Origin of the sequence: Bacillus sp. UNC437CL72CviS29 (assembly GCF_000482345.1) — a bacterium.
Lineage (GTDB): Bacteria > Bacillota > Bacilli > Bacillales > Bacillaceae_G > Bacillus_A > Bacillus_A arachidis.
Window position 1 is genome coordinate 1 of sequence record NZ_AXVB01000034.1, and the last position, 20489, is coordinate 20489.

20 protein-coding genes and 1 riboswitch are annotated in these 20489 nt (G+C 36.4%); of the genes, 15 read left to right on the forward strand and 5 right to left on the reverse strand.

Annotation, left to right across the window (positions count from 1 at the left end; translation table 11 throughout):
• The 3 genes from M014_RS0120205 to pruA form a co-directional block, all read left to right on the forward strand.
• On the forward strand, nt 1-298 hold a 298-nt coding region (locus tag M014_RS0120205; RefSeq protein WP_026593312.1), incomplete at its 5' end, for an IS3 family transposase.
• Nucleotides 299-413: 115 nt separating this feature from the next.
• The gene (locus M014_RS0120210) at nt 414-1184 is read left to right on the forward strand and encodes a TSUP family transporter (protein ID WP_026593313.1); all 771 of its coding nucleotides are present in this window, start codon (nt 414-416) and stop codon (nt 1182-1184) included.
• A 157-nt stretch (nt 1185-1341) separates the two neighbouring features.
• Nucleotides 1342-2889, forward strand: coding sequence for an L-glutamate gamma-semialdehyde dehydrogenase (gene pruA, locus M014_RS0120215; protein ID WP_026593314.1), 1548 nt, complete (start codon nt 1342-1344; stop codon nt 2887-2889).
• Between the two features lie 677 nt (nt 2890-3566).
• Here pruA and M014_RS0120220 read toward each other — a convergent pair.
• Nucleotides 3567-4124, reverse strand: coding sequence for a cysteine hydrolase family protein (locus M014_RS0120220; RefSeq protein WP_026593315.1), 558 nt, complete (start codon nt 4122-4124; stop codon nt 3567-3569).
• 179 nt (nt 4125-4303) lie between these two features.
• A riboswitch (SAM riboswitch) is annotated at nt 4304-4408 on the forward strand.
• 120 nt (nt 4409-4528) lie between these two features.
• On the opposite strand from M014_RS0120220, the gene M014_RS0120225 reads away from it, so the two are divergent.
• The 3 genes from M014_RS0120225 to M014_RS0120235 are packed head-to-tail and all read left to right on the forward strand — an operon-like array spanning nt 4529 to nt 7079.
• Nucleotides 4529-5548: a methionine ABC transporter ATP-binding protein gene (locus tag M014_RS0120225; RefSeq protein WP_026593316.1), complete on the forward strand. Its 1020-nt coding sequence runs from the start codon at nt 4529-4531 to the stop codon at nt 5546-5548.
• On the forward strand, nt 5538-6203 hold the full coding sequence (locus M014_RS0120230; protein WP_026593317.1) for a methionine ABC transporter permease: 666 nt from the start codon (nt 5538-5540) through the stop codon (nt 6201-6203). The genes M014_RS0120225 and M014_RS0120230 overlap by 11 nt, the downstream gene beginning before the upstream one ends.
• A gap of 21 nt (nt 6204-6224) precedes the next feature.
• Nucleotides 6225-7079, forward strand: coding sequence for a MetQ/NlpA family ABC transporter substrate-binding protein (locus tag M014_RS0120235; RefSeq protein WP_026593318.1), 855 nt, complete (start codon nt 6225-6227; stop codon nt 7077-7079).
• Between the two features lie 189 nt (nt 7080-7268).
• On the opposite strand, the gene M014_RS0120240 is transcribed toward M014_RS0120235, so the two are convergent.
• The 3 genes from M014_RS0120240 to M014_RS0120250 form a co-directional block, all read right to left on the reverse strand.
• Entirely contained in the window at nt 7269-7463 is a 195-nt protein-coding gene (locus tag M014_RS0120240; RefSeq protein ID WP_026593319.1) for a DUF3926 domain-containing protein, read from the reverse strand.
• The gene (locus M014_RS0120245) at nt 7456-8634 is read right to left on the reverse strand and encodes an ArsA family ATPase (protein ID WP_026593320.1); all 1179 of its coding nucleotides are present in this window, start codon (nt 8632-8634) and stop codon (nt 7456-7458) included. Before M014_RS0120245 ends, M014_RS0120240 begins: the two co-directional genes overlap by 8 nt.
• A 78-nt stretch (nt 8635-8712) precedes the next feature.
• The gene (locus tag M014_RS0120250; RefSeq protein ID WP_026593321.1) at nt 8713-9195 is read right to left on the reverse strand and encodes a MarR family winged helix-turn-helix transcriptional regulator; all 483 of its coding nucleotides are present in this window, start codon (nt 9193-9195) and stop codon (nt 8713-8715) included.
• Between the two features lie 218 nt (nt 9196-9413).
• On the opposite strand from M014_RS0120250, the gene M014_RS0120255 reads away from it, so the two are divergent.
• The 9 genes from M014_RS0120255 to M014_RS0120295 all read left to right on the forward strand — a co-directional run bounded on the left by M014_RS0120255 (nt 9414) and on the right by M014_RS0120295 (nt 20225).
• Nucleotides 9414-9650 (forward strand): YiaA/YiaB family inner membrane protein, encoded by a 237-nt coding sequence (locus tag M014_RS0120255; RefSeq protein WP_026593322.1) that lies wholly within the window; start codon nt 9414-9416, stop codon nt 9648-9650.
• Nucleotides 9651-9791: 141 nt separating this feature from the next.
• On the forward strand, nt 9792-10082 hold the full coding sequence (gatC, locus tag M014_RS0120260; protein ID WP_026593323.1) for an Asp-tRNA(Asn)/Glu-tRNA(Gln) amidotransferase subunit GatC: 291 nt from the start codon (nt 9792-9794) through the stop codon (nt 10080-10082).
• A 15-nt stretch (nt 10083-10097) separates the two neighbouring features.
• A complete protein-coding gene (gatA, locus tag M014_RS0120265) occupies nt 10098-11555 on the forward strand; it encodes an Asp-tRNA(Asn)/Glu-tRNA(Gln) amidotransferase subunit GatA (RefSeq protein WP_026593324.1) in 1458 nt (485 codons plus the stop codon).
• A 14-nt stretch (nt 11556-11569) separates the two neighbouring features.
• Nucleotides 11570-13000: an Asp-tRNA(Asn)/Glu-tRNA(Gln) amidotransferase subunit GatB gene (gatB, locus tag M014_RS0120270; RefSeq protein ID WP_026593325.1), complete on the forward strand. Its 1431-nt coding sequence runs from the start codon at nt 11570-11572 to the stop codon at nt 12998-13000.
• Between the two features lie 478 nt (nt 13001-13478).
• Nucleotides 13479-14384, forward strand: coding sequence for a diacylglycerol kinase (locus tag M014_RS0120275; protein WP_026593326.1), 906 nt, complete (start codon nt 13479-13481; stop codon nt 14382-14384).
• Nucleotides 14385-14541: 157 nt separating this feature from the next.
• A complete protein-coding gene (locus M014_RS0120280) occupies nt 14542-15288 on the forward strand; it encodes an HAD family hydrolase (RefSeq protein WP_026593327.1) in 747 nt (248 codons plus the stop codon).
• A 158-nt stretch (nt 15289-15446) separates the two neighbouring features.
• Nucleotides 15447-16808, forward strand: coding sequence for a 4-aminobutyrate--2-oxoglutarate transaminase (gabT, locus tag M014_RS0120285; protein ID WP_026593328.1), 1362 nt, complete (start codon nt 15447-15449; stop codon nt 16806-16808).
• Between the two features lie 308 nt (nt 16809-17116).
• Nucleotides 17117-18478 (forward strand): sigma-54 interaction domain-containing protein, encoded by a 1362-nt coding sequence (locus M014_RS0120290; RefSeq protein ID WP_026593329.1) that lies wholly within the window; start codon nt 17117-17119, stop codon nt 18476-18478.
• 295 nt (nt 18479-18773) lie between these two features.
• Nucleotides 18774-20225, forward strand: a complete 1452-nt coding sequence (locus tag M014_RS0120295) for an NAD-dependent succinate-semialdehyde dehydrogenase (protein WP_026593330.1) — start codon at nt 18774-18776, stop codon at nt 20223-20225.
• Nucleotides 20226-20339: 114 nt separating this feature from the next.
• Here the strand turns inward: M014_RS0120295 and M014_RS28755 are convergent.
• A partial coding sequence (locus M014_RS28755) for an IS3 family transposase (protein ID WP_155924356.1) occupies nt 20340-20489 on the reverse strand: 150 nt, incomplete at its 5' end.

Below are 20489 nucleotides of genomic sequence, written 5' to 3' on the forward strand. Positions count from 1 at the left end.
ATTGATGCATTCAGATCAAGGTTGGCATTATCAAATGAAACAGTACCGTCACGCATTACAAGAAAGAGGTATCGTACAAAGTATGTCTCGTAAAGGCAACTGTTACGACAACGCAGTAATGGAGAATTTCTTTGGAATCATGAAGTCTGAATTTCTCTACATAAAAGAGTTTGAAAGTGTAGAGCATTTCAAAATAGAATTAGAAAAATATATAGATTATTATAATACCAAACGGATAAAGGCAAAATTAAAAATGAGCCCGGTACAATACCGGACTCACTTTTATCAAGCTGCCTAATGAAATAACCGTGTCTAACTTTTAGGGGTCACTTCATTCTGGAACGGCTTTTTTTCTTCTGTAATTTTGTTATAATTTCTAATGTTATGAACAAAAAGGGGTAAGGAGAAAAGACATGGATGAGTTAAGTCTACAGATTGTTGTATTACTCGTTGCTTTTGGTTTTTTGGCTGCATTTATTGATTCAGTTGTTGGAGGAGGGGGACTCATTTCACTTCCTGCACTTATGTTTGTAGGATTACCACCAGCTTCGGCAATCGCTACAAATAAGTTAGCTTCGACAATGGGATCATTAACAAGTACAGTTTATTTTATTCGTTCAAAGAAGGTTGATTTTCGTATAGTGGGAAAGTTAATCCCGTTAACTATTATTGGGGCCATTATAGGAGCTTTAGTAGTAAAATTTATTCCACCAGATATTTTGCGTCCGCTTGTACTGGTAATGTTGGTATTTATTGCGATTTATATTATTGCAAAAAAGGATTGGGGAAGTGTTTCGACCTATAAAAAGATGACAAAAGGAAAAGCATTAATGTTTTACTTCGTTATTTTAATTATAGGATTTTATGATGGTTTTTTCGGACCGGGAACAGGATCTTTTTTAATTTTTGCATTTTTATTAATTGGTTTGGATTTTATTCGAGCAGCTGCGTCTGGGAAAGTTTTGAATTTTGTTAGTAATATTGTATCTTTAATTACATTTTTATTTTTAGACATTATTCATTTTGAATACGGTATTATTATGGGATTATCTATGATTTTAGGAGCATATTTAGGATCAAAGTTTGCTGTGCAAAAAGGTGTTGGGTATGTTCGTACTTTATTTTTACTAGTAACAATTTTATTAATTGGAAAAAATATTATGGAGTATGTTCATATTATTTAGCTTCATACGTACGTGTGAAGCTTTTTTTTTATTTATTATATTTTAAAAATTAATTAATTTTTAAAATATAAGTCTAGGAATATTTGAATAAATCTAAATTATCGTGTAGAATAATGTTGTAAAATGTAAACGTTTTTCTAAGGGGAGGCTAAAAAGAATGGTAGTAGCATACAAACATGAGCCATTTACAGATTTTTCAGTAGAGGCTAACAAGTTAGCGTTTGAAGAAGGTTTAAAGAAAGTTGAATCTTATCTTGGACAAGACTATCCATTAATTATCGGGGGAGAAAAGATCACTACAGACGAGAAAATCGTTTCTGTAAACCCTGCAAATAAAGAAGAAGTTGTAGGTAGTGTTTCAAAAGCAAGCCGTGAATTAGCTGAAAAAGCAATGCAAGTTGCGGATGAAACATTCCAAACTTGGAGAAAGTCAAAACCAGAAATGCGTGCAGACATTTTATTCCGTGCTGCAGCAATCGTTCGTCGTAGAAAACATGAGTTCTCTGCTATTCTTGTAAAAGAAGCAGGTAAACCATGGAATGAGGCAGATGCTGATACAGCAGAAGCAATCGACTTTATGGAATATTATGGTCGTCAAATGTTAAAATTAAAAGACGGTATTCCAGTAGAAAGCCGTCCAATTGAATATAATCGTTTCTCTTACATTCCATTAGGAGTAGGTGTAATTATTTCTCCTTGGAATTTCCCATTCGCAATTATGGCAGGTATGACAACAGCTGCATTAGTTTCTGGTAACACAGTATTACTAAAGCCAGCTAGCACAACACCTGTAGTAGCAGCGAAGTTTATGGAAGTTTTAGAAGAAGCAGGCTTACCAGCAGGCGTTGTAAACTTCATCCCTGGTAGTGGATCTGAAGTTGGTGACTACTTAGTAGACCACCCTCGTACACGTTTCATTAGCTTTACTGGATCACGCGATGTAGGTATTCGTATTTACGAGCGCGCAGCAAAAGTAAATCCAGGTCAAATTTGGTTAAAACGCGTTATCGCTGAAATGGGCGGTAAAGATACAATCGTTGTTGATAAAGAAGCAGATCTTGAATTAGCTGCTAAATCTATCGTTGCATCAGCATTTGGATTCTCAGGACAAAAATGTTCTGCTTGCTCTCGTGCAGTAATCCACGAAGATGTATACGATCACGTATTAAATCGTGCTGTTGAATTAACAAAAGAATTAACTGTAGGTAACCCAGCTGAAAAAGGCATGAACATGGGACCAGTTAATGATCAAGCTGCATTTGATAAAGTAATGAGCTATGTTGCAATTGGGAAAGAAGAAGGTAAAGTAGTAGCTGGTGGCGAAGGTGATGATTCTAAAGGCTGGTTCATCCAACCAACAATCGTTGCTGACGTTGCAGAAGATGCTCGCTTAATGAAAGAAGAAATCTTCGGACCAGTAGTAGCATTCTGTAAAGCAAAAGACTTTGATCATGCACTTGCAATTGCAAACAATACAGAATACGGTTTAACAGGAGCAGTTGTCTCTAACAACCGTGAACATATCGAAAAAGCACGTGAAGACTTCCACGTTGGTAACTTATACTTCAACCGTGGATGTACTGGTGCAATCGTAGGTTACCAACCATTCGGTGGCTTTAACATGTCTGGTACAGATTCTAAAGCAGGCGGACCTGACTACTTAGCACTTCACATGCAAGCAAAAACTACTTCTGAAACTTTATAAGAAATAGATGAAAAGGCCTTCCTATAATGGGGAGAGCCTTTTTCATGTAAGAAAGATTCCGATTAGAAAACAACTATTTTGCTTTAATAAAGTGTAAGAGAGTGAAAAGGAACAAAAGTGCTAAAAAAATTAATTCATTCGTCATATTTTTCTGTATTATTTTTTTGAATTTCCTGTATAATTCAATTTGAAAGAAAATCTATGGTTAGACAAGAGAACACTGCTTTCAGTCTTGCTCACTGAAAGTAGTGTTTTTTTATTTTTTAGCAGGTGTAACTTATAACAAATAGTAAGGTCGTAGTTCGCAAGGAGAGGTAGAGTGTAATACATAAAGCGGTAATGTTAAGCTGTAATTTGATACACTTCCTAAATCTTTAAAAGTTGAGTTCAATAGAAGTTCGGATCAAGCGGATGTAAATGTTGCAGGTCTGCTATATGAAGAGAAATTAAAGAATCAGTTGATTAGAGTAAGAGGTATAGGGAAAAATAAGGTGAAGAGGAAAGCGAGTTTGAGAGACTTCAAGTTATGGTAACCTGTGAATAATAGTATAAAAGATCATGTCTTTATCCCGCCTTAACGGGAAGTAAGACCCCCACCTTAGGATTCAGAGATAGGCGGGGGATCAAGAACCCCCACCACTGATTAAAGTTTCACTTTACAGACATAATCTTTTGTTTCAGATGGAGTTCCTAAAACTTAAAAGCTCTTCGGTACTCATAACATTTGCATATAGGTCATTTAAACTTGCTAAAATTGTATTATGGATATAGACAGCGGGAATCGTAGCATTTTTAAAGAGGAGATCTTTTGTTGCACATGCATCATGTACAACAGTGCAACGAAAACCGAAATCAAAAGCAGCTCTTACTGTGGCATCAATACACATATGAGTCATCATCCCACATATAATAACATGTTCAATTTCTAAGTTCTGCAATTGCTCTAGCAGGCCAGTTTCCCGAAAACTGTTTGGATAGTGTTTGAGAATAACAGTTTCATTCTTTAAGGGGCGAACATTTTCATGAATGTGAACACCTTCTGTATTCGGAAGAAAAAAGGTAGCAGTTTCTTTAATAGATACATGTTGGATATGAAAAATAGGTTGGTTCACTTCTCGAAAATGCTGAAGTAGCTGACTTGCATACTCGCTAGCTTCAGCGGCACCACGTAGTTCCATCTTACCATTTGGAAAATAATCATTTTGAATATCGACGAGTAAAAGGGCTGTTTTCATATCAGTTATCGTCCTCCGTTTTATTTCTTATTCATGTAATGTTATTCAATTAGCAGCGGATATTTTCCTTTCCATAATCCTGATGAAAAATAAAGTTGTTATTTTCTGATATTTTTGTTGACTCTTACTTTTCAGAGTTTTATAATGGGACTTAATTAAACGACAATTAAATTGATACACTCTTATCCAGAGAGGTGGAGGGACTGGCCCTGTGATACCTCAGCAACGGGTTATTTAATACCGTGCTAATTCCAGCAAGCTCTTAGAAGCTTGGAAGATGAGAAGATGTGAATGAGTATATAAGTGCTCTTCTTCTTATTTTTATTATGGATAAGGAGGAGAGCACTTTTTATTTTACCTCAAGGCTCTACTTCAAGTTGTTTCAGCATATAGGAGGGAAGAAGATGATTTCTTTTAACAATGTAAGCAAAGTATATGAATCTGGTGGGAAACCTGTTCATGCGGTAGAAGATGTAACACTGTCGATTGGAAAGGGGGAAATTTTTGGCATTACCGGTTTTAGTGGAGCTGGAAAAAGTACATTGTTACGTCTAGTAAACATGCTAGAAAGACCAACTGAGGGAACCATTTCAATAGATGATAAAGATATTACATCGTTAACAACGAAAGAATTACGAAAACTAAGACAAAGAATTGGGATGATTTTTCAAAGTTTTAATCTATTTAATTCAAGAACTGTTTTTGGGAATGTTGCTTATCCATTAAAATTGGCGAAAGTACCGAAAAATGAAATAAAAGAACGAGTAAATGAATTGCTAAAGTTTGTAGGTTTAGAAGATAAGGCAAACTATTATCCAGAACAGCTATCAGGTGGTCAAAAACAACGTGTTGGAATTGCAAGAGCGCTTGCAACATCGCCAGATATTCTCATTTGTGATGAGGCCACATCAGCGTTAGATCCAGAAACAACGACAGAAATTCTAAATTTATTAAAGAAAGTGAATCGAGAATATAATTTAACAATCCTTCTTATTACACATGAAATGCACGTTGTGAAAGAAATTTGCCACCGTGTAGCCGTTATGGAAAAAGGAAAAGTAATTGAAGAGGGAACATTATTCGATGTCTTTACGAAACCTAAAACGAAGACAACGCAAAATTTTGTGCGCTCTGTTATTAATGATCACTTACCAAAAAGTGTGTTGACAAAAATTCAAAATGGAGGAAGGATTTATCGCTTAACATTCACTGGTGAAGAGACGGGGCAACCTGTATTATCGTATATTGCTAAAAATTATAATGTGGATGTAAATGTACTCTATGGAAATATTATAGAACTACAAAATGTTTTATTCGGAAACCTTCTTGTAGAACTACAAGGAGAACAGAAAGAAATTCAAAAAGCGCTGCAACATCTAAGAGTGCAAGTACAATTGAAGGAGGTTGAAGCCCATGCGAGTTGATTGGAGTATATTTTGGCCTCGGATTTTAGATGCGGCAGGGGATACCCTTTTGATGGTAATTGTAACCCTTATATTCGCTGTAATACTTGGTATACCTCTAGGTTTACTTTTATATGTAACAAGAAAAGGAAACTTTTTAGAAAACAAGCTGGTCTTTTCTATTCTTAATATTGTTATTAATACGATTCGTCCAATTCCATTTATTATCTTTTTAGTAACTTTAAGTCCAATAACAAGAACTGTTATTGGAACAACAATTGGAACGGCGGCAGCAATTTTTCCAATGACACTGGTTGCATCAATTGGAATTGCAAGAATGGTAGAAACAAATCTTGTTTCAGTTCCAAAAGGCGTGATTGAAGCAGCGCAAGCTATGGGAGCATCACCACTAAGAATTGTTTTCGAAATTCTTGTTCCAGAAGCAGTAGCACCATTAATTTTAGGGATTACGTTTATGACAGTTGGTTTAATTGAATTTTCGGCAGTTGCCGGCCTTGTTGGCGGTGGTGGTCTTGGTGATTTAGCAATGACATATGGTTATCAACGTTTTGATACATCTGTTATGTTCGTGACAGTTATATTACTTATTATTCTTGTGCAATTGGCTCAAAACTTAGGAAACTACTTTTCAAAAGTATTTTTACGTAGATCATAAAACGAAAAGGGGAAGAGAAGCATGAAGAAACTATTAGCATTTGCATTATCAACAATTGTAGGAATTACAGCTTTAAGTGGATGCTCAAGTGAAGATACAGGGGCAAAAGGAAAAGAAAAAGTAGTTCGTATCGGTGTAACAGGAACGGATGGAGACGCTTGGACTATTCTTCAGAAGAAAGCTGAAAAAGAAGGGATTAAAATTAAACTTGTGGAGTTCTCTGATTATACAACACCAAATAAAGCATTAGCTGACGGTGATATAGAATTGAACTCATTCCAACATATTGCTTTCTTAGAGCAATTTAAAAAGGAGCATAAGTTAGATATTACAGCCGTTGGTACAACACAGATTGCGCCAATGGGATTATTCTCTGAAAAGTATAAAAAGCCAAATGAAATTCCAGAGGGTTCAGAAATTGCAATTCCAAATGATCCAACGAACCAAGCACGTGCATTGAAACTTCTTGATGCAGCTGGATTATTAAAATTGAAGAAAGACTTTGGACTATTTGGAGATTCAAGTGGTATTGCTGAAAATCCGAAAAAGCTAAAGATTACACCAGTAATTGCACAGCAAACACCCCGTGTATTAAAAGATGTGGCAGCTTCAGTTATTAATAATGGTGTTGCGGGTCAAGCTGGTTTAGACCCAGTGAAAGACCCTATCTTCTTAGAAGATCCAAAAAACGAAAATGCGAAACCATATATTAATATTTTCGCAGCTCGTACGAAAGATAAAGATGATCCAACGATCAAAAAAGTGATTGAATTGTACCATTCAAAAGAAGTAATAGACGCAATTAAGAAAGAAACAAAAGATGGTTCAATAGCAGTAAATCTTTCACTGGAAGAGTTAGAGAAAATCGTAAAATAATATGGGGTTAAACGGACTAACTGTAGGAACCCCTCCGTTGTTAGCTCGTTCGACATATAATCATACTTAACAGACGATACCCTAATTTTGTATCTTCCAATTCTGTATATCATAAAATCCAATGTTTGTTAGGTAAGATGAAAAGACCAGGGAAATTCCTGGTCTTTTTTATTTGATCAATTATTGTATTTATTCAATGGTAATGTTCTTTAAGTTACTAGTTGTAGGTCTCGTTGTTTTTTGCATACAAGAAGAAAGCTCTTCTTGTAAAATACTTAGCACTTTCTTTGCAGATTGCTGAACCGGAGTAGGTAATTCATTCATGATATACATTCCAACTTCCACCTTTGTACGAATTGCTTTTCTTAGTAAATCCTCACGCATGAACAGCACCTCCAAAGCGAATGTTTAATACATCCCCTTCAAATTTTGCACCTTGAACGGATAAGTGCGTTAATGTTTTGGGTAATGTAATGTTTCGTTTAACAGAGCCTGCGCGAATGATGAGTTCATCACCTTTTTGATTTAAAGAAAGCTCACTTTTATCTGAGAATGGAATAGAGAGAACAAAAATATATGCATCTCCATCTTTTTTTACATATTGTGTACGCCCGTTAAATTTTACGGCGGTTGGTTCTGCATCATCTTTGAACAAGGCATCTCCTACACGCTCTAGCATAGGTAATCCAATTACTTCTTGTTCGAACATTGGAGCTTCATAAATAGGAAGTGGTTGAAAGCTATCTTGGATAAGTGCTTTATATTTCTTTTGGGCATCTTTCCATGCTTGGAAGTAGGAGTCAGTAACAGTATCAGGGATGACACGGTTAATCATGATGGCATCGACGTTATAATCATATAAATTTAAATAGGTGAAACTACGCTGTGCTTCTTTAATAACCATTTTTTCTGGATTTACAACAACGCGAATGCTCGTTACTTCTCGATTGGATAAAATATCCCGCATTTCCCCTAGCTGTTCAAGTGTATTCGTTAATTCATCCATAATATCATCAGTAGGGAGTGGGACGCCGAGGAGCGGTTGTGCAACAGGACGGACAACTTTTAAAACTTTTCTTTTAATCGGGAAGAGTTTTTCCATCCACCAACCAAGCATATCAGGAAAGCTTAACATAGCTAGCGTGTCTCCCGTTGGTGCACAGTCAATAATGATGACATCATATGTTTTTTGTTTATAGTAATCGAGTACACGGAGTAAACTAATTAAGTCTTCCATACCTGGGAACATCGTTAATTCCTCAGTTGTAATATCGTCAGCTGCTTTTGATGTGAACAGCAATGTAATATACTTTTGTAATTTTCTCCAGCCTTTTTCCATTTCATAAATAGTATTGATTTCTTGCGCCCATAAATTTTCACGAATTTCTTGTGGTTCGGAAGATAATTTTATGCCGAATGAATCTCCTAAGCTATGAGCTGGGTCTGTACTCATGACTAATGTTTTTAGCCCTTGTTTGGCACTTTGAAGAGCTGTTGCTGCTGAAATGCTAGTTTTTCCTACGCCGCCTTTACCTGTATACAAAATAATTCTCATATTTATATCCCCTTTGTTTCGATTGTCGAATATTACGAGTGTCGAAATATATTTTTGAATAAAAACCCATAAAGGGCTTTATTCGATCGGAATGTTTTTCATGTTAGGTGTAGAAAGCTTTTCGACCTGTTTTTGTTGTGACGTAGCGACGTGATTCATAATCTTTTGGAAGATTTGCAGTAAGAATGCCTTTTCTTCTTCTGATAATGCTCCTGTCACAAGATTAAAGTAATGAGCTGCGTTTTGTTTCACTTCTTGAACGAGTAACATACCTGCTTCTGTTAAGCGAATTAATACGATACGTCGATCACTTTCATTTCGATAGCGCTCAATATATCCTTTTTTGACAAGACGATTTACAACACCTGTTGTTGTACTCATTGGAATATCAAGAAGCTCAGTAATTTTTGTCATCGTAATATCTTTATTTCGCTCCATCCATAAGAGACAGAATACCTCCGTTTTAGAAAGTGATAAATCAAGGCTCACCCATTCTTCTGGATAGAAAAGCTTCTTGGCGTTATCTAGCAGTAAATCTAAAAAATGTTCATATTGCAACAATTATTTCCACTCCCGTATATTTCGAGATTCGTAATATTTATTTTTATTGTATGCATGTTTGAAATAAATGTCAAATCTATATTTTGTTTTTTTCAGATTAAATAAAAAATAAACTTTATAATAGAAAATAATTGTGATAGATCAGTATATTTTACATAAAAACCCATAACAGTAATATAATCACCTATAATTAATATGCAGCTACGAGGGGGAGAACAATGAGAAGGAGAAATACGCAAGCGTTTACATTTTTAGCATGGACTTCGTTTGTTTGCGCACTTTCAGGTATGTTAATTGGTATTTATACATTAGATGAAACGCTTAGTGTAAAAGGGTACTATTTAATAGGTACATTATTTTTAACAATGTCATGTTTTGTGTTACAAAAAACAATTCGTGATAATGAAGAAGATAATGAAAGATTTCCCAAAAGCAAGCCGTCAGATAAAGAGTAATGTACGAAGAAAGGCAGAAGCCTTTCTTTTTTTATGTAAAAATACTGTAAGTGCCGCGTGTTGACTTGCTTGAAGTACTGAAAATTTGGTATCATCAATAGTATTGTAGATTGAACGATATATTATGGAGGTGGCCTAGCCGTGTCAAGAATTTCCGTTGAAAATGTAAAGCATGTAGCGCATTTAGCACGTCTTGCAATTACAGATCAAGAGGCAGAAAAATTTCAAAAACAACTCGATGCAATTGTTACATTTGCAGAACAGTTAAATGAATTAGATACAACAAATGTAAAACCAACAACTCACGTATTAAATATGAGAAATATTATGCGTGAAGATGTACCAGAAAAAGGTTTACCAGTTGAAGAAGTATTAAAAAATGCACCGGATCACAAAGATAATCAAATCCGTGTTCCAGCAGTATTAGAATAGAGGAGGGGAATTTCGATGTCATTATTTGATCATTCTGTATCAGAGTTACATAAGAAATTAAACAGCAAAGAAATTTCCGTTACGGATTTAGTAGATGAATCATACAAACGTATTGCGGATGTTGAAGACAACGTAAAAGCTTTTCTTACATTAGATGAAGAAAATGCACGCGTGAAAGCGAAAGAATTAGATGCGAAAATTGGTGCTGAAGATAATGGTTTACTATTTGGTATGCCAATCGGTGTGAAAGACAACATTGTAACAAATGGCCTTCGTACAACTTGTGCGAGCAAAATATTAGCAAACTTCGATCCAATTTATGATGCGACAGTTGTGCAAAAGCTAAAAGCAGCTGACACAATTACTATTGGTAAATTAAATATGGATGAGTTCGCAATGGGTTCTTCAAATGAAAACTCAGGTTTCTATGCTACGAAAAACCCATGGAATTTAGATTACGTTCCAGGTGGGTCTAGTGGTGGTTCTGCAGCAGCAGTAGCGGCAGGCGAAGTATTATTCTCTTTAGGTTCTGATACAGGTGGTTCTATCCGTCAACCAGCTGCATATTGCGGTGTTGTAGGTTTAAAACCAACTTATGGACGCGTATCTCGTTATGGTTTAGTTGCATTCGCATCTTCACTTGACCAAATCGGACCAATTACACGTACAGTAGAAGATAATGCATACTTATTACAAGCGATTTCAGGTATTGACCGCATGGATGCAACTTCTGCAAATATTGAAGTAGGCAACTATTTAGCTGGTTTAACAGGCGATGTAAAAGGTTTACGTATCGCTGTACCAAAAGAATATTTAGGCGAAGGTGTTGGCGAAGAAGCTCGTGAGTCAGTACTAGCTGCTTTAAAAGTATTAGAAGGCATGGGAGCGACTTGGGAGGAAGTATCTCTTCCACACTCTAAATATGCATTAGCAACGTACTACTTAATTTCTTCTTCTGAAGCGTCTGCTAACCTTTCACGCTTTGATGGCGTACGCTATGGCGTTCGTTCTGATAATGTGAATAACTTAATGGACCTTTACAAAAATACGCGTAGTGAAGGCTTCGGTGACGAAGTAAAACGCCGTATTATGCTTGGTACATTTGCGCTTAGCTCTGGTTACTATGATGCATATTACAAAAAAGCACAACAAGTACGTACATTAATTAAAAATGACTTTGACAATGTATTTGCTAATTACGATGTTATTATTGGACCAACAACGCCAACTCCAGCGTTCAAAGTAGGCGAAAAGATTGATGATCCAATGACAATGTATGCAAATGACATTTTAACAATCCCAGTCAACTTAGCGGGTGTTCCAGCAATTTCTGTTCCATGTGGATTCGGTGCAAACAACATGCCACTTGGTTTACAAATTATCGGTAAACACTTTGATGAAGCAACAATTTACCGCGTTGCACATGCGTTTGAGCAAGCAACAGATTATCATACAAAAAAAGCAAGTCTGTAAGGAGGCGAGCATAGATGAATTTTGAAACAATTATTGGTTTAGAGGTTCACGTTGAGTTAAAAACAAATTCGAAAATTTTCTCTGCGAGTCCAACAGAATTCGGAGCGGATCCAAATACACAAACAAGTGTAATTGATTTAGGATACCCTGGGGTACTTCCGACTTTAAATAAAGAAGCTGTTAACTTTGCAATGAAAGCTGCAATGGCATTAAACTGTGAGATCGCAACAGAAACGAAGTTTGATCGTAAAAATTATTTCTATCCAGATAATCCAAAAGCATACCAAATCTCTCAATTTGATAAGCCAATTGGAGAGAATGGTTGGATTGAAATTGAAGTAGACGGTAAAAAGAAACGTATCGGTATTACACGTCTTCATTTAGAAGAAGATGCAGGTAAATCAACGCATACAGGTGAAGGATACTCATTAGTAGACTACAACCGTCAAGGTATGCCATTAATCGAAATCGTATCTGAGCCGGATATGCGTACGCCAGAAGAAGCATATGCATACTTAGAAAAATTAAAATCCATCATTCAATATACAGGCGTATCTGATTGTAAGATGGAAGAAGGTTCCCTTCGCTGTGATGCAAACATCTCCCTTCGTCCAGTAGGGCAAGAGAAGTTTGGTACAAAAGCAGAGCTTAAAAACTTAAACTCATTCACTTATGTACAAAAAGGTCTTGAGTTTGAACAAGCTCGTCAAGAAAAAGAACTATTATCTGGTGGTATCATTCAACAAGAAACACGTCGTTATGATGAAGCAACGAAGAAAACAATCTTAATGCGTGTAAAAGAAGGATCTGACGATTACCGTTACTTCCCAGAGCCAGACTTAGTTGAGCTTTACATTGACGATGAGTGGAAAGAAGAAGTTCGTGCTTCTATCCCTGAACTTCCAGATGCTCGTAAAGTACGCTATGTTGAAGAGCTTGGTTTACCAGCTTACGATGCACATGTATTAACATTAACAAAAGAGATGTCTGATTTCTTTGAAGCAACAATTGTGGACGGTGCAGATGCGAAGTTAACATCGAACTGGTTAATGGGTGAGGTACTTGCATACTTAAACAAACAACAAAAAGAATTAAAAGACGTAGCATTAACACCAGCTGGTCTATCTAAAATGATTCAATTAATTGAAAAAGGTACAATTTCGTCTAAAATCGCGAAAAAAGTATTTAACGAGTTAATTGAAAAAGGTGGAGACCCAGAAGAAATCGTTAAAGCGAAAGGTCTTGTTCAAATTTCTGACGAAGGTACACTTCGTAAGGTTGTAACTGAAATTCTTGATAATAATGAACAATCTATTGAAGACTTCAAAAACGGTAAGGATCGTGCGATTGGCTTCTTAGTTGGTCAAATTATGAAAGCAACAAAAGGACAAGCTAATCCACCACTTGTTAACAAAATCTTGTTAGAAGAAATCAATAAACGCTAATAACGAGATAGCTTAGCTCTTAGAATCAAGAAGTTATTAAACAACAAAGATTAAACAGAGAAAGCACCCATATTTGGGTGTTTTTTCTGAGTTAATCAAACGTTTGTTTAAATTCAGAAATTATTTAAACAAACGTTTGATTAACTGACAAAAGTGAAAAAATGTTTGTATAGCAACTATGGTATGATAGTTGCAAAAAGGTGGAAATAATGATAAATCTAGACATAGAGAGTTTTTTCATCTCGTGAAATAATGGATAATTGTTAACTCCTTGTTTTATATGCAAGAAACAGAAAGTACTATGAAGAATGAAATGATATATATTGTCGATGTAAAGTGATAAGAGCCTAGGTTCTTACTTGTCCTTTTAAATGGGCTAAAAGAAGGATATGGAGATGAGAGGAGGTAGGCATAGGAACGCTGAATAAAAGTTTGGTGTATTCTTTTTTCATAAAGAAGGAAATTCCTGTGCTAATGAATGATGAAGCGAGCAAGAATAATTTATAACCCTACTTCTGGTCGTGAGTTATTTAAAAAAAGCTTACCAGAAGTATTACAAAAATTAGAACAAGCTGGATATGAAACATCTTGTCATGCGACAACGGGTCAAGGAGATGCGACTGTGGCAGCGAGGCAAGCGGTAGAGCGTAAGTTTGATGTTGTCATTGCAGCAGGTGGTGATGGAACGCTAAATGAAGTCGTAAATGGTTTAGTAGGGCATGAACATCGTCCAAAGTTCGGTATCATTCCAGTTGGAACGACAAATGATTTTGCACGTGCAATTGGTGTGCCTCGTTCTATTGAAGAGGCTGCTGATATTATTTGCGAAGGTAATACAGTTCCGCTAGACCTTGGTAGAGCGAACGATACATATTTTATTAACATTGCTGGCGGCGGACGTATTACAGAATTAACATACGAAGTACCGAGTAAGTTGAAAACGGTATTAGGACAACTTGCATATTATTTAAAAGGTATTGAAATGCTACCGTCACTACATCCAACATATGTTGAAATCGAGTATGATGGAAAGCTATTGCAAGAAGAGATTACGATGTTTTTAATTACGAATACGCGCTCCGTTGGTGGATTTGAAAAGGTTGCACCATATGCCTCTATTAACGATGGCTTATTTGACTTATTAGTGCTAAAGAAGGGCTCTATTGCTGATTTAATTAAAGCAGCAACACAAGCACAGCGCGGTGAGCATATTAATAATCCAAAGGTTTTATATACGCAGGCAAATCGTATTAAAGTTCATTCGCCAGATAAATTAATGATTAATTTAGATGGTGAATATGGCGGGGATGCACCAATGGAATTTGAAAATATATATCATTGTCTAGAACTATTTGTTCCGAAGCATCAAGAGGATACCTTATAAAGGTATCCTTTTTATTATTCATACAGGAGCGTGCCCATGGAATATTTTCATAAATTGGGAGTAGTTTTGATTTTTATGGTATTTTTACAATTTTTTCATCCTACATCCACATTTACTTGTTACACTGAATGTAAGAAGCGCAGAAAGGTAGGGTGTTATGGAGAAAGTAAGAGCGATACTATTTGATAAAGATGGAACATTAATGGATTTTCATTCTATTTGGATAAAGGTAGCGGAAGAGCTTGTAGTTGAATTTATACAATTATACAAATTGCCTGCATCACTACAGGACGTTCTTTTACAAGAAATTGGTGTTGAAGGAGCGTTTGTTAATCCACATAGTGCATTAGCAGCAGGAACAAGTCTTGATATAGCACAAATCTTTTGTAAACATATATCTTCTGTTGAAGAGTGTGACATGCATCATTGGATAAGTGAAAAAATATTTAAGCTTATGTACGAACACCGTTCACATATAAGAATGACTGCAGATTTACCAAGAGTTTTACAAACACTAAAAGATAAAGGATTTATTTTAGGTATTGTGACAGCTGATGATTTGGCGCCGACTGACCTCTTTTTAAAGCAGTGTCACTTAGAATCGTTTTTTGACTATATTGTAGCTTCAGATACATTTCCAGCCCAAAAGCCAGACAAGCAAATTGTAGAATCATTTTGTGAAAAGTTTGGGTTATCTCCAAGGGAGGTAGTTGTTGTTGGGGATACGCCAACAGATTTACATTTAGCGAAAAATAGCGGGGCTTGCTATGCAATTGGTGTTCTTTCTGGGACGGGTGATCGTCAAACATTAGCACCACTTGCAGACATTATATTAGATTCTGTCGGTAATTTTATTTCTGATTCTGGAGAACTTATTTGGGAACGAGAAAAGTCTAATCTATAAATAAAATAAGTCTATATTGACTCGTAATGAGTCGATATAGACTTATTTTTTATGTCGAAATCCTGAGAAAACTAGAAGTTTATTGTATTCATTAAATTGGCATACATCTTGCAATATAGAAAAAGAAAATCATAGCATAGAAAAGGATGGGAGAAACGATGAATACAAAATTTGCTAAAGTAAACGAACAAATTCCAGGACCGAAAGCAGCTTCTTTATTAGAACGCCGTCAAAATATCGTACCAAGGGGCGTGAGTAATGGAATTCCAACATTTGTACAATCAGCAGATGGAGCGCTTGTAACAGATGTAGATGGAAATCAATTTATCGATTTTGCGGGAGCAATTGGAACAATTAATGTAGGACATTGTCACCCTGCTGTGAAAGAGGCGCTTCATAAACAAGTAGATCAATATATTCATACTGGCTTTAATGTCATGATGTATGAGCCATATATTGAACTAGCAGAGAAGCTTGCTGCGTTAGCTCCTGGAAATTTTGAAAAACAAGTACTATTTTTAAATAGTGGTGCTGAAGCAGTTGAAAATGCTGTGAAAATTGCTCGTAAATATACGAAGCGCCCTGGAATTATTGCTTTTACAAAAGGATTTCACGGCCGCACTTTGATGACAATGACGATGACAAGTAAAGTAAAGCCTTATAAATTTGGATTTGGTCCATTTGCACCAGAAGTATATAAAGCGCCATTCCCATATGAATACCGTCGTCCAGAAGGCTTAACAGATGAGCAATACGATAACTTTATTATTGAAGAGTTTAAAAACTTTTTAATATCAGAAGTTGCACCAGAAAGCATAGCGGCCGTTGTGATGGAGCCAGTCCAAGGTGAAGGTGGCTTTATTGTTCCAAGTAAAAAGTTCGTACAGGAAGTACGTCGTCTTTGCTCTGAGCATGGCATCTTATTTGTAGCGGATGAAATTCAAACAGGCTTTAGCCGTACGGGAAAATACTTTGCAATAGATCACTATGATGTCGTTCCAGATTTAATTACTGTTTCGAAATCATTAGGGGCAGGAGTACCAATTAGTGGTGTTATTGGACGAAAAGAAATTATGAATGAATCCGCACCAGGGGAACTTGGTGGAACATATGCTGGAAGTCCATTAGGATGCGCTGCGGCATTAGCTGTTTTGGATATTATAGAGAAAGAAAAATTAAATGATCGAGCTGTACATGTAGGAAAAGTTGTAATGGATCGATTTGAAGAAATGAAGAAAAAATATAACTGTATTGGTGATGTACGTGGTTTAGGGGCGATGTGTGCGTTCGAACTTGTTAAAGATCGTACAACGAAAGAAGCAGATAAAGTATTAACAGCAAATTTATGTGCTGAAGCAAATAAACGAGGACTCCTCTTATTATCTGCTGGAACGTATGGGAATGTAGTTCGTGTCTTAATGCCACTTGTCATTACAGATGAACAATTAGAAGAAGGGCTTACAATTATTGAAGATTCCTTGCAAGCTTGTTATGAGCAAGCAGATATCGCTCGTGTGTAAATAATACGATATAAAAACCTTTCTTTTTTGGGGTGAGAGCATCTGTCGTGCATGGAAGCGGTCAGGTTCTCTTCTTGCCCCATACTAAGTGAAAATAAAGAGAAAAAATGAGCACGGGCCACGTTTTGTTTTTCGTAACAGTGATGTATATGTTGGAAAATCAAAATGAATATAAAACATATTTGTGACCATTCTAGTTTGTCTCTTGAAAAAACAGAAAATTCCCTTAAATGCAAGTTTCACTTTATAATGAAATATAAGCGATAATAAAGTGAAGCAATGGAACCTGAATTTGAGGAGTGGCTGGAATGGTTGCAGAAAAGGAACGAGCATTTATGGATTTAAAAGATGTATTTGAATATGCATTTGATGAGATCTTTGTTACGGATGAGGAAGGAACCGTTGTTCGTGTAAATAGTACATGTGAAAGGCACTATCAATTATCTGCCGAGGAGTTAGTAGGTAAGCATGTAAAAGAGTTACAAAAAGAAGGGATTTTTTATCCATCTGCAACGTTGGAAGTAATTGAGAAGAAAAAGCCGATTGAACTTGTTCAGACAACAAAGTCGGGAGAGTATTTACACGTCCGTACAAGGCCTGTGTTTGATGAACAAGGGAATTTGCGAAGAGTCATTAGTTATTCTCGTGATCTCACTGAACTCTACCAATTACGAAAAAAAGTAGAGGAGATGGATAATCAGTTAAAGACATATAAGAAAGAGTTAAGAGAAACATATGAATATGAAGGGCTCATTTTTAAAAGTGTAGCTATGCAAAAAATAGTCGCAACAATCAAAAAAGTATCTATGGTAGATAGTACGGTCCTTATTTTAGGTGAAACCGGAGTCGGGAAAAGTAGATTAGTGCGTCATTTACATGAAGTGAGTCATCGTAAAAATGAAATGTTTTATGAAATTAATTGTGCGGCATTGCCAACAAACTTAATCGAATCGGAACTGTTTGGCTATTCGGGTGGTTCATTTACAGGTGCAAATCGTGAAGGAAAAAAAGGAATTTTAGAGCTAGCTCATAAAGGGACTCTTTTCTTAGATGAAATCGGTGAAATGCCGCTTGAAATTCAAGCCAAACTGTTACAAGTACTGCAGGAAAAAACATTCCGCGCAGTAGGAGGTAGGGAACTAAAGAAAGTAGATGTTCGTATTGTGGCAGCTACGAATAGAGATTTAGCTGAAATGGTAAGACAAGGTACTTTCCGAAAAGATTTATACTATCGTTTGAATGTAATACCGATTCAAATTCCTCCACTTCGCGAGCGAACAGAAGATATTTTACCGTTAGTCTATCATTATTTACATCACTTTAACGAAAAGTATGGACGTGATGTGAAATTGGCCCCTAGTACTTTACAAATGTTTGTAGGGTATCCTTGGGAAGGGAATAATAGAGAAATAGAAAATGTAATTGAAAGGATTGTTATTACTGCAGATGATATTGTCATGATAGAAGACTTACCATTATCTATGCAAGGGTCAACAGTTGAGCAGTCCGGTCAAAGTCTCTATAAAATGTTGGAAGAAGTAGAACGGAATATTATCCTTAAAGCATATAAAACATATGGATCAAGCTATAAAGTAGCAGAGTTTTTGAAAATAAGCCAGTCTGCAGCAACTAGGAAAATTAAGAAGTTTATAGGAGAGGAAATTATATAAATACAAATTGAAAGCAGGTATATAATCTTTCTTTTTAGATGAGAGAGTACCTGTTCATGCATAGAAACCATCAGCATCTTTTTTGTCGAGGAGAAAACGGGTAGAGGTTACTTTGCGTACCCCATGGCAGTAACTTATATGTTGAAAAATCAAGGTAGATTTATATAGCTATAAGGATGGCTAATGACATTTGGATGAAAGTTTTTTGGAGGGTATTTCTTTGTTCGAACGCCTTTTTGAAAGTATGATAGAAATATGGAAAAAAATGAAGTGAATATAAAGGAGGAAGAAAATAGTGAATAAGAAAGCGGCGTATGTAAATCTAGAGCAGAAAGCTATGTATATAAATGGAGAATGGATTCAGTTGCAGGAACAAATTGAGATTAATAATCCGGCGACGCAGGAAATCTTTGCAACTGTCCCAAAGGGCGGAGTCACTGAGGCAAAGCAGGCGGTAGATGCTGCACATGAAGCTTTTAAATCATGGTCAAAATTAACAGCAGCTGATCGTGCGCAAAAACTAAAAAAGTGGTTTACATTAATTGATGAAAACAAAGAAGAAATTGCGGCGATTATGACAAAGGAACAAGGGAAGCCATTTGCAGAAGCACTTGGGGAAGTGAACTATGCGAATAGTTTTGTAGAGTGGTATGCGGAAGAAGGGAAACGAGTATACGGGGACATGATTCCAGCTTCTCATCCGAATAAACGCATTTTAGTAACGAAGCAGCCTGTAGGCGTTATTGCGGCGATTACACCGTGGAATTTTCCAGCTGCAATGATTACAAGAAAAGTGGCACCAGCACTTGCAGCAGGCTGCACAGCAGTTGTAAAACCTGCAAGTCAAACACCGTTAACTGCATTGAAATTAGCTGAACTTGCACATGAAGCCGATATTCCAAAAGGTGTTTTAAATATTGTCACTGGTAGCGCCAAGGCAATTGCTGATACTTGGATGGAGGATGGACGCGTAAGAAAGGTTTCATTTACAGGATCAACTGAAATCGGAAAAGAATTAATGTCTGGAGCTGCGAAAACAATGAAGAAAGTTTCGCTTGAGCTAGGTGGCCATGCTCCATTTATTGTAATGAGCGATGCGGATTTAGATAAAGCGGTAGAAGCAGTAATTGGTTCGAAATTCCGTAATGCTGGACAAACATGTATATGTACAAATCGCGTATTTGTGCAAGAAGGGGTGTATGCAGAATTCGCGGAAAAATTCCAAAAAGCAGTAGGGCAGCTTAAAGTAGGCGATGGATTTGGAGAAGGTACGACTGTAGGGCCACTTATCGATGCGAATGCTGTAGAAAAAGTACAGGAGCATATTGAAGATGCAATCAAAAAAGGCGGCGAAATTCTATATGGAGGCCAAACACTTACAGAATTAAATGGCCATTTCATTGAGCCAACTGTCATTGGAGGCGCAAATGACACAATGTTATGTATGACTGAAGAAACATTTGGTCCTGTTGCACCAGTTGCGAAATTTGAAACGGTGGAAGAAGTTATTGAGCGTGCGAATAACACACCGTATGGCTTAGCGGCTTATGTATTTACAAAAGACATTAGCCAAGCATTTCAAATTAGTGAAGCATTAGAATACGGTATTATTGGTTTAAACGATGGACTTCCATCTGTTGCACAAGCGCCATTTGGCGGATTTAAAGAAAGTGGGATTGGTCGTGAAGGCGGTTATTTTGGAATCGAAGAGTATTTAGAAATTAAATATATTTCATTAGGATTATAATAAGGTGAAACTTTAATCAGTGGGAGCCTTACTACCCGTTAAAGCGAGGTAAAATGAAAAAGAGCTGTTTTCTAAGTGAAGTGAACCCTGAAAATGGGACACACATCAAAACACCTAAACTACCTGTCCCTTATATTCTTTAGGGGGTAGGTAGTTTAATTTTTCCTGAATTCGCACACAATTGTAGTAATGAATGTATTCTAACACAGTCTTTCGCACAGTTGTGTTGGATACTTTTGTTAGATTTTGTGAGTAGAAAGCTTC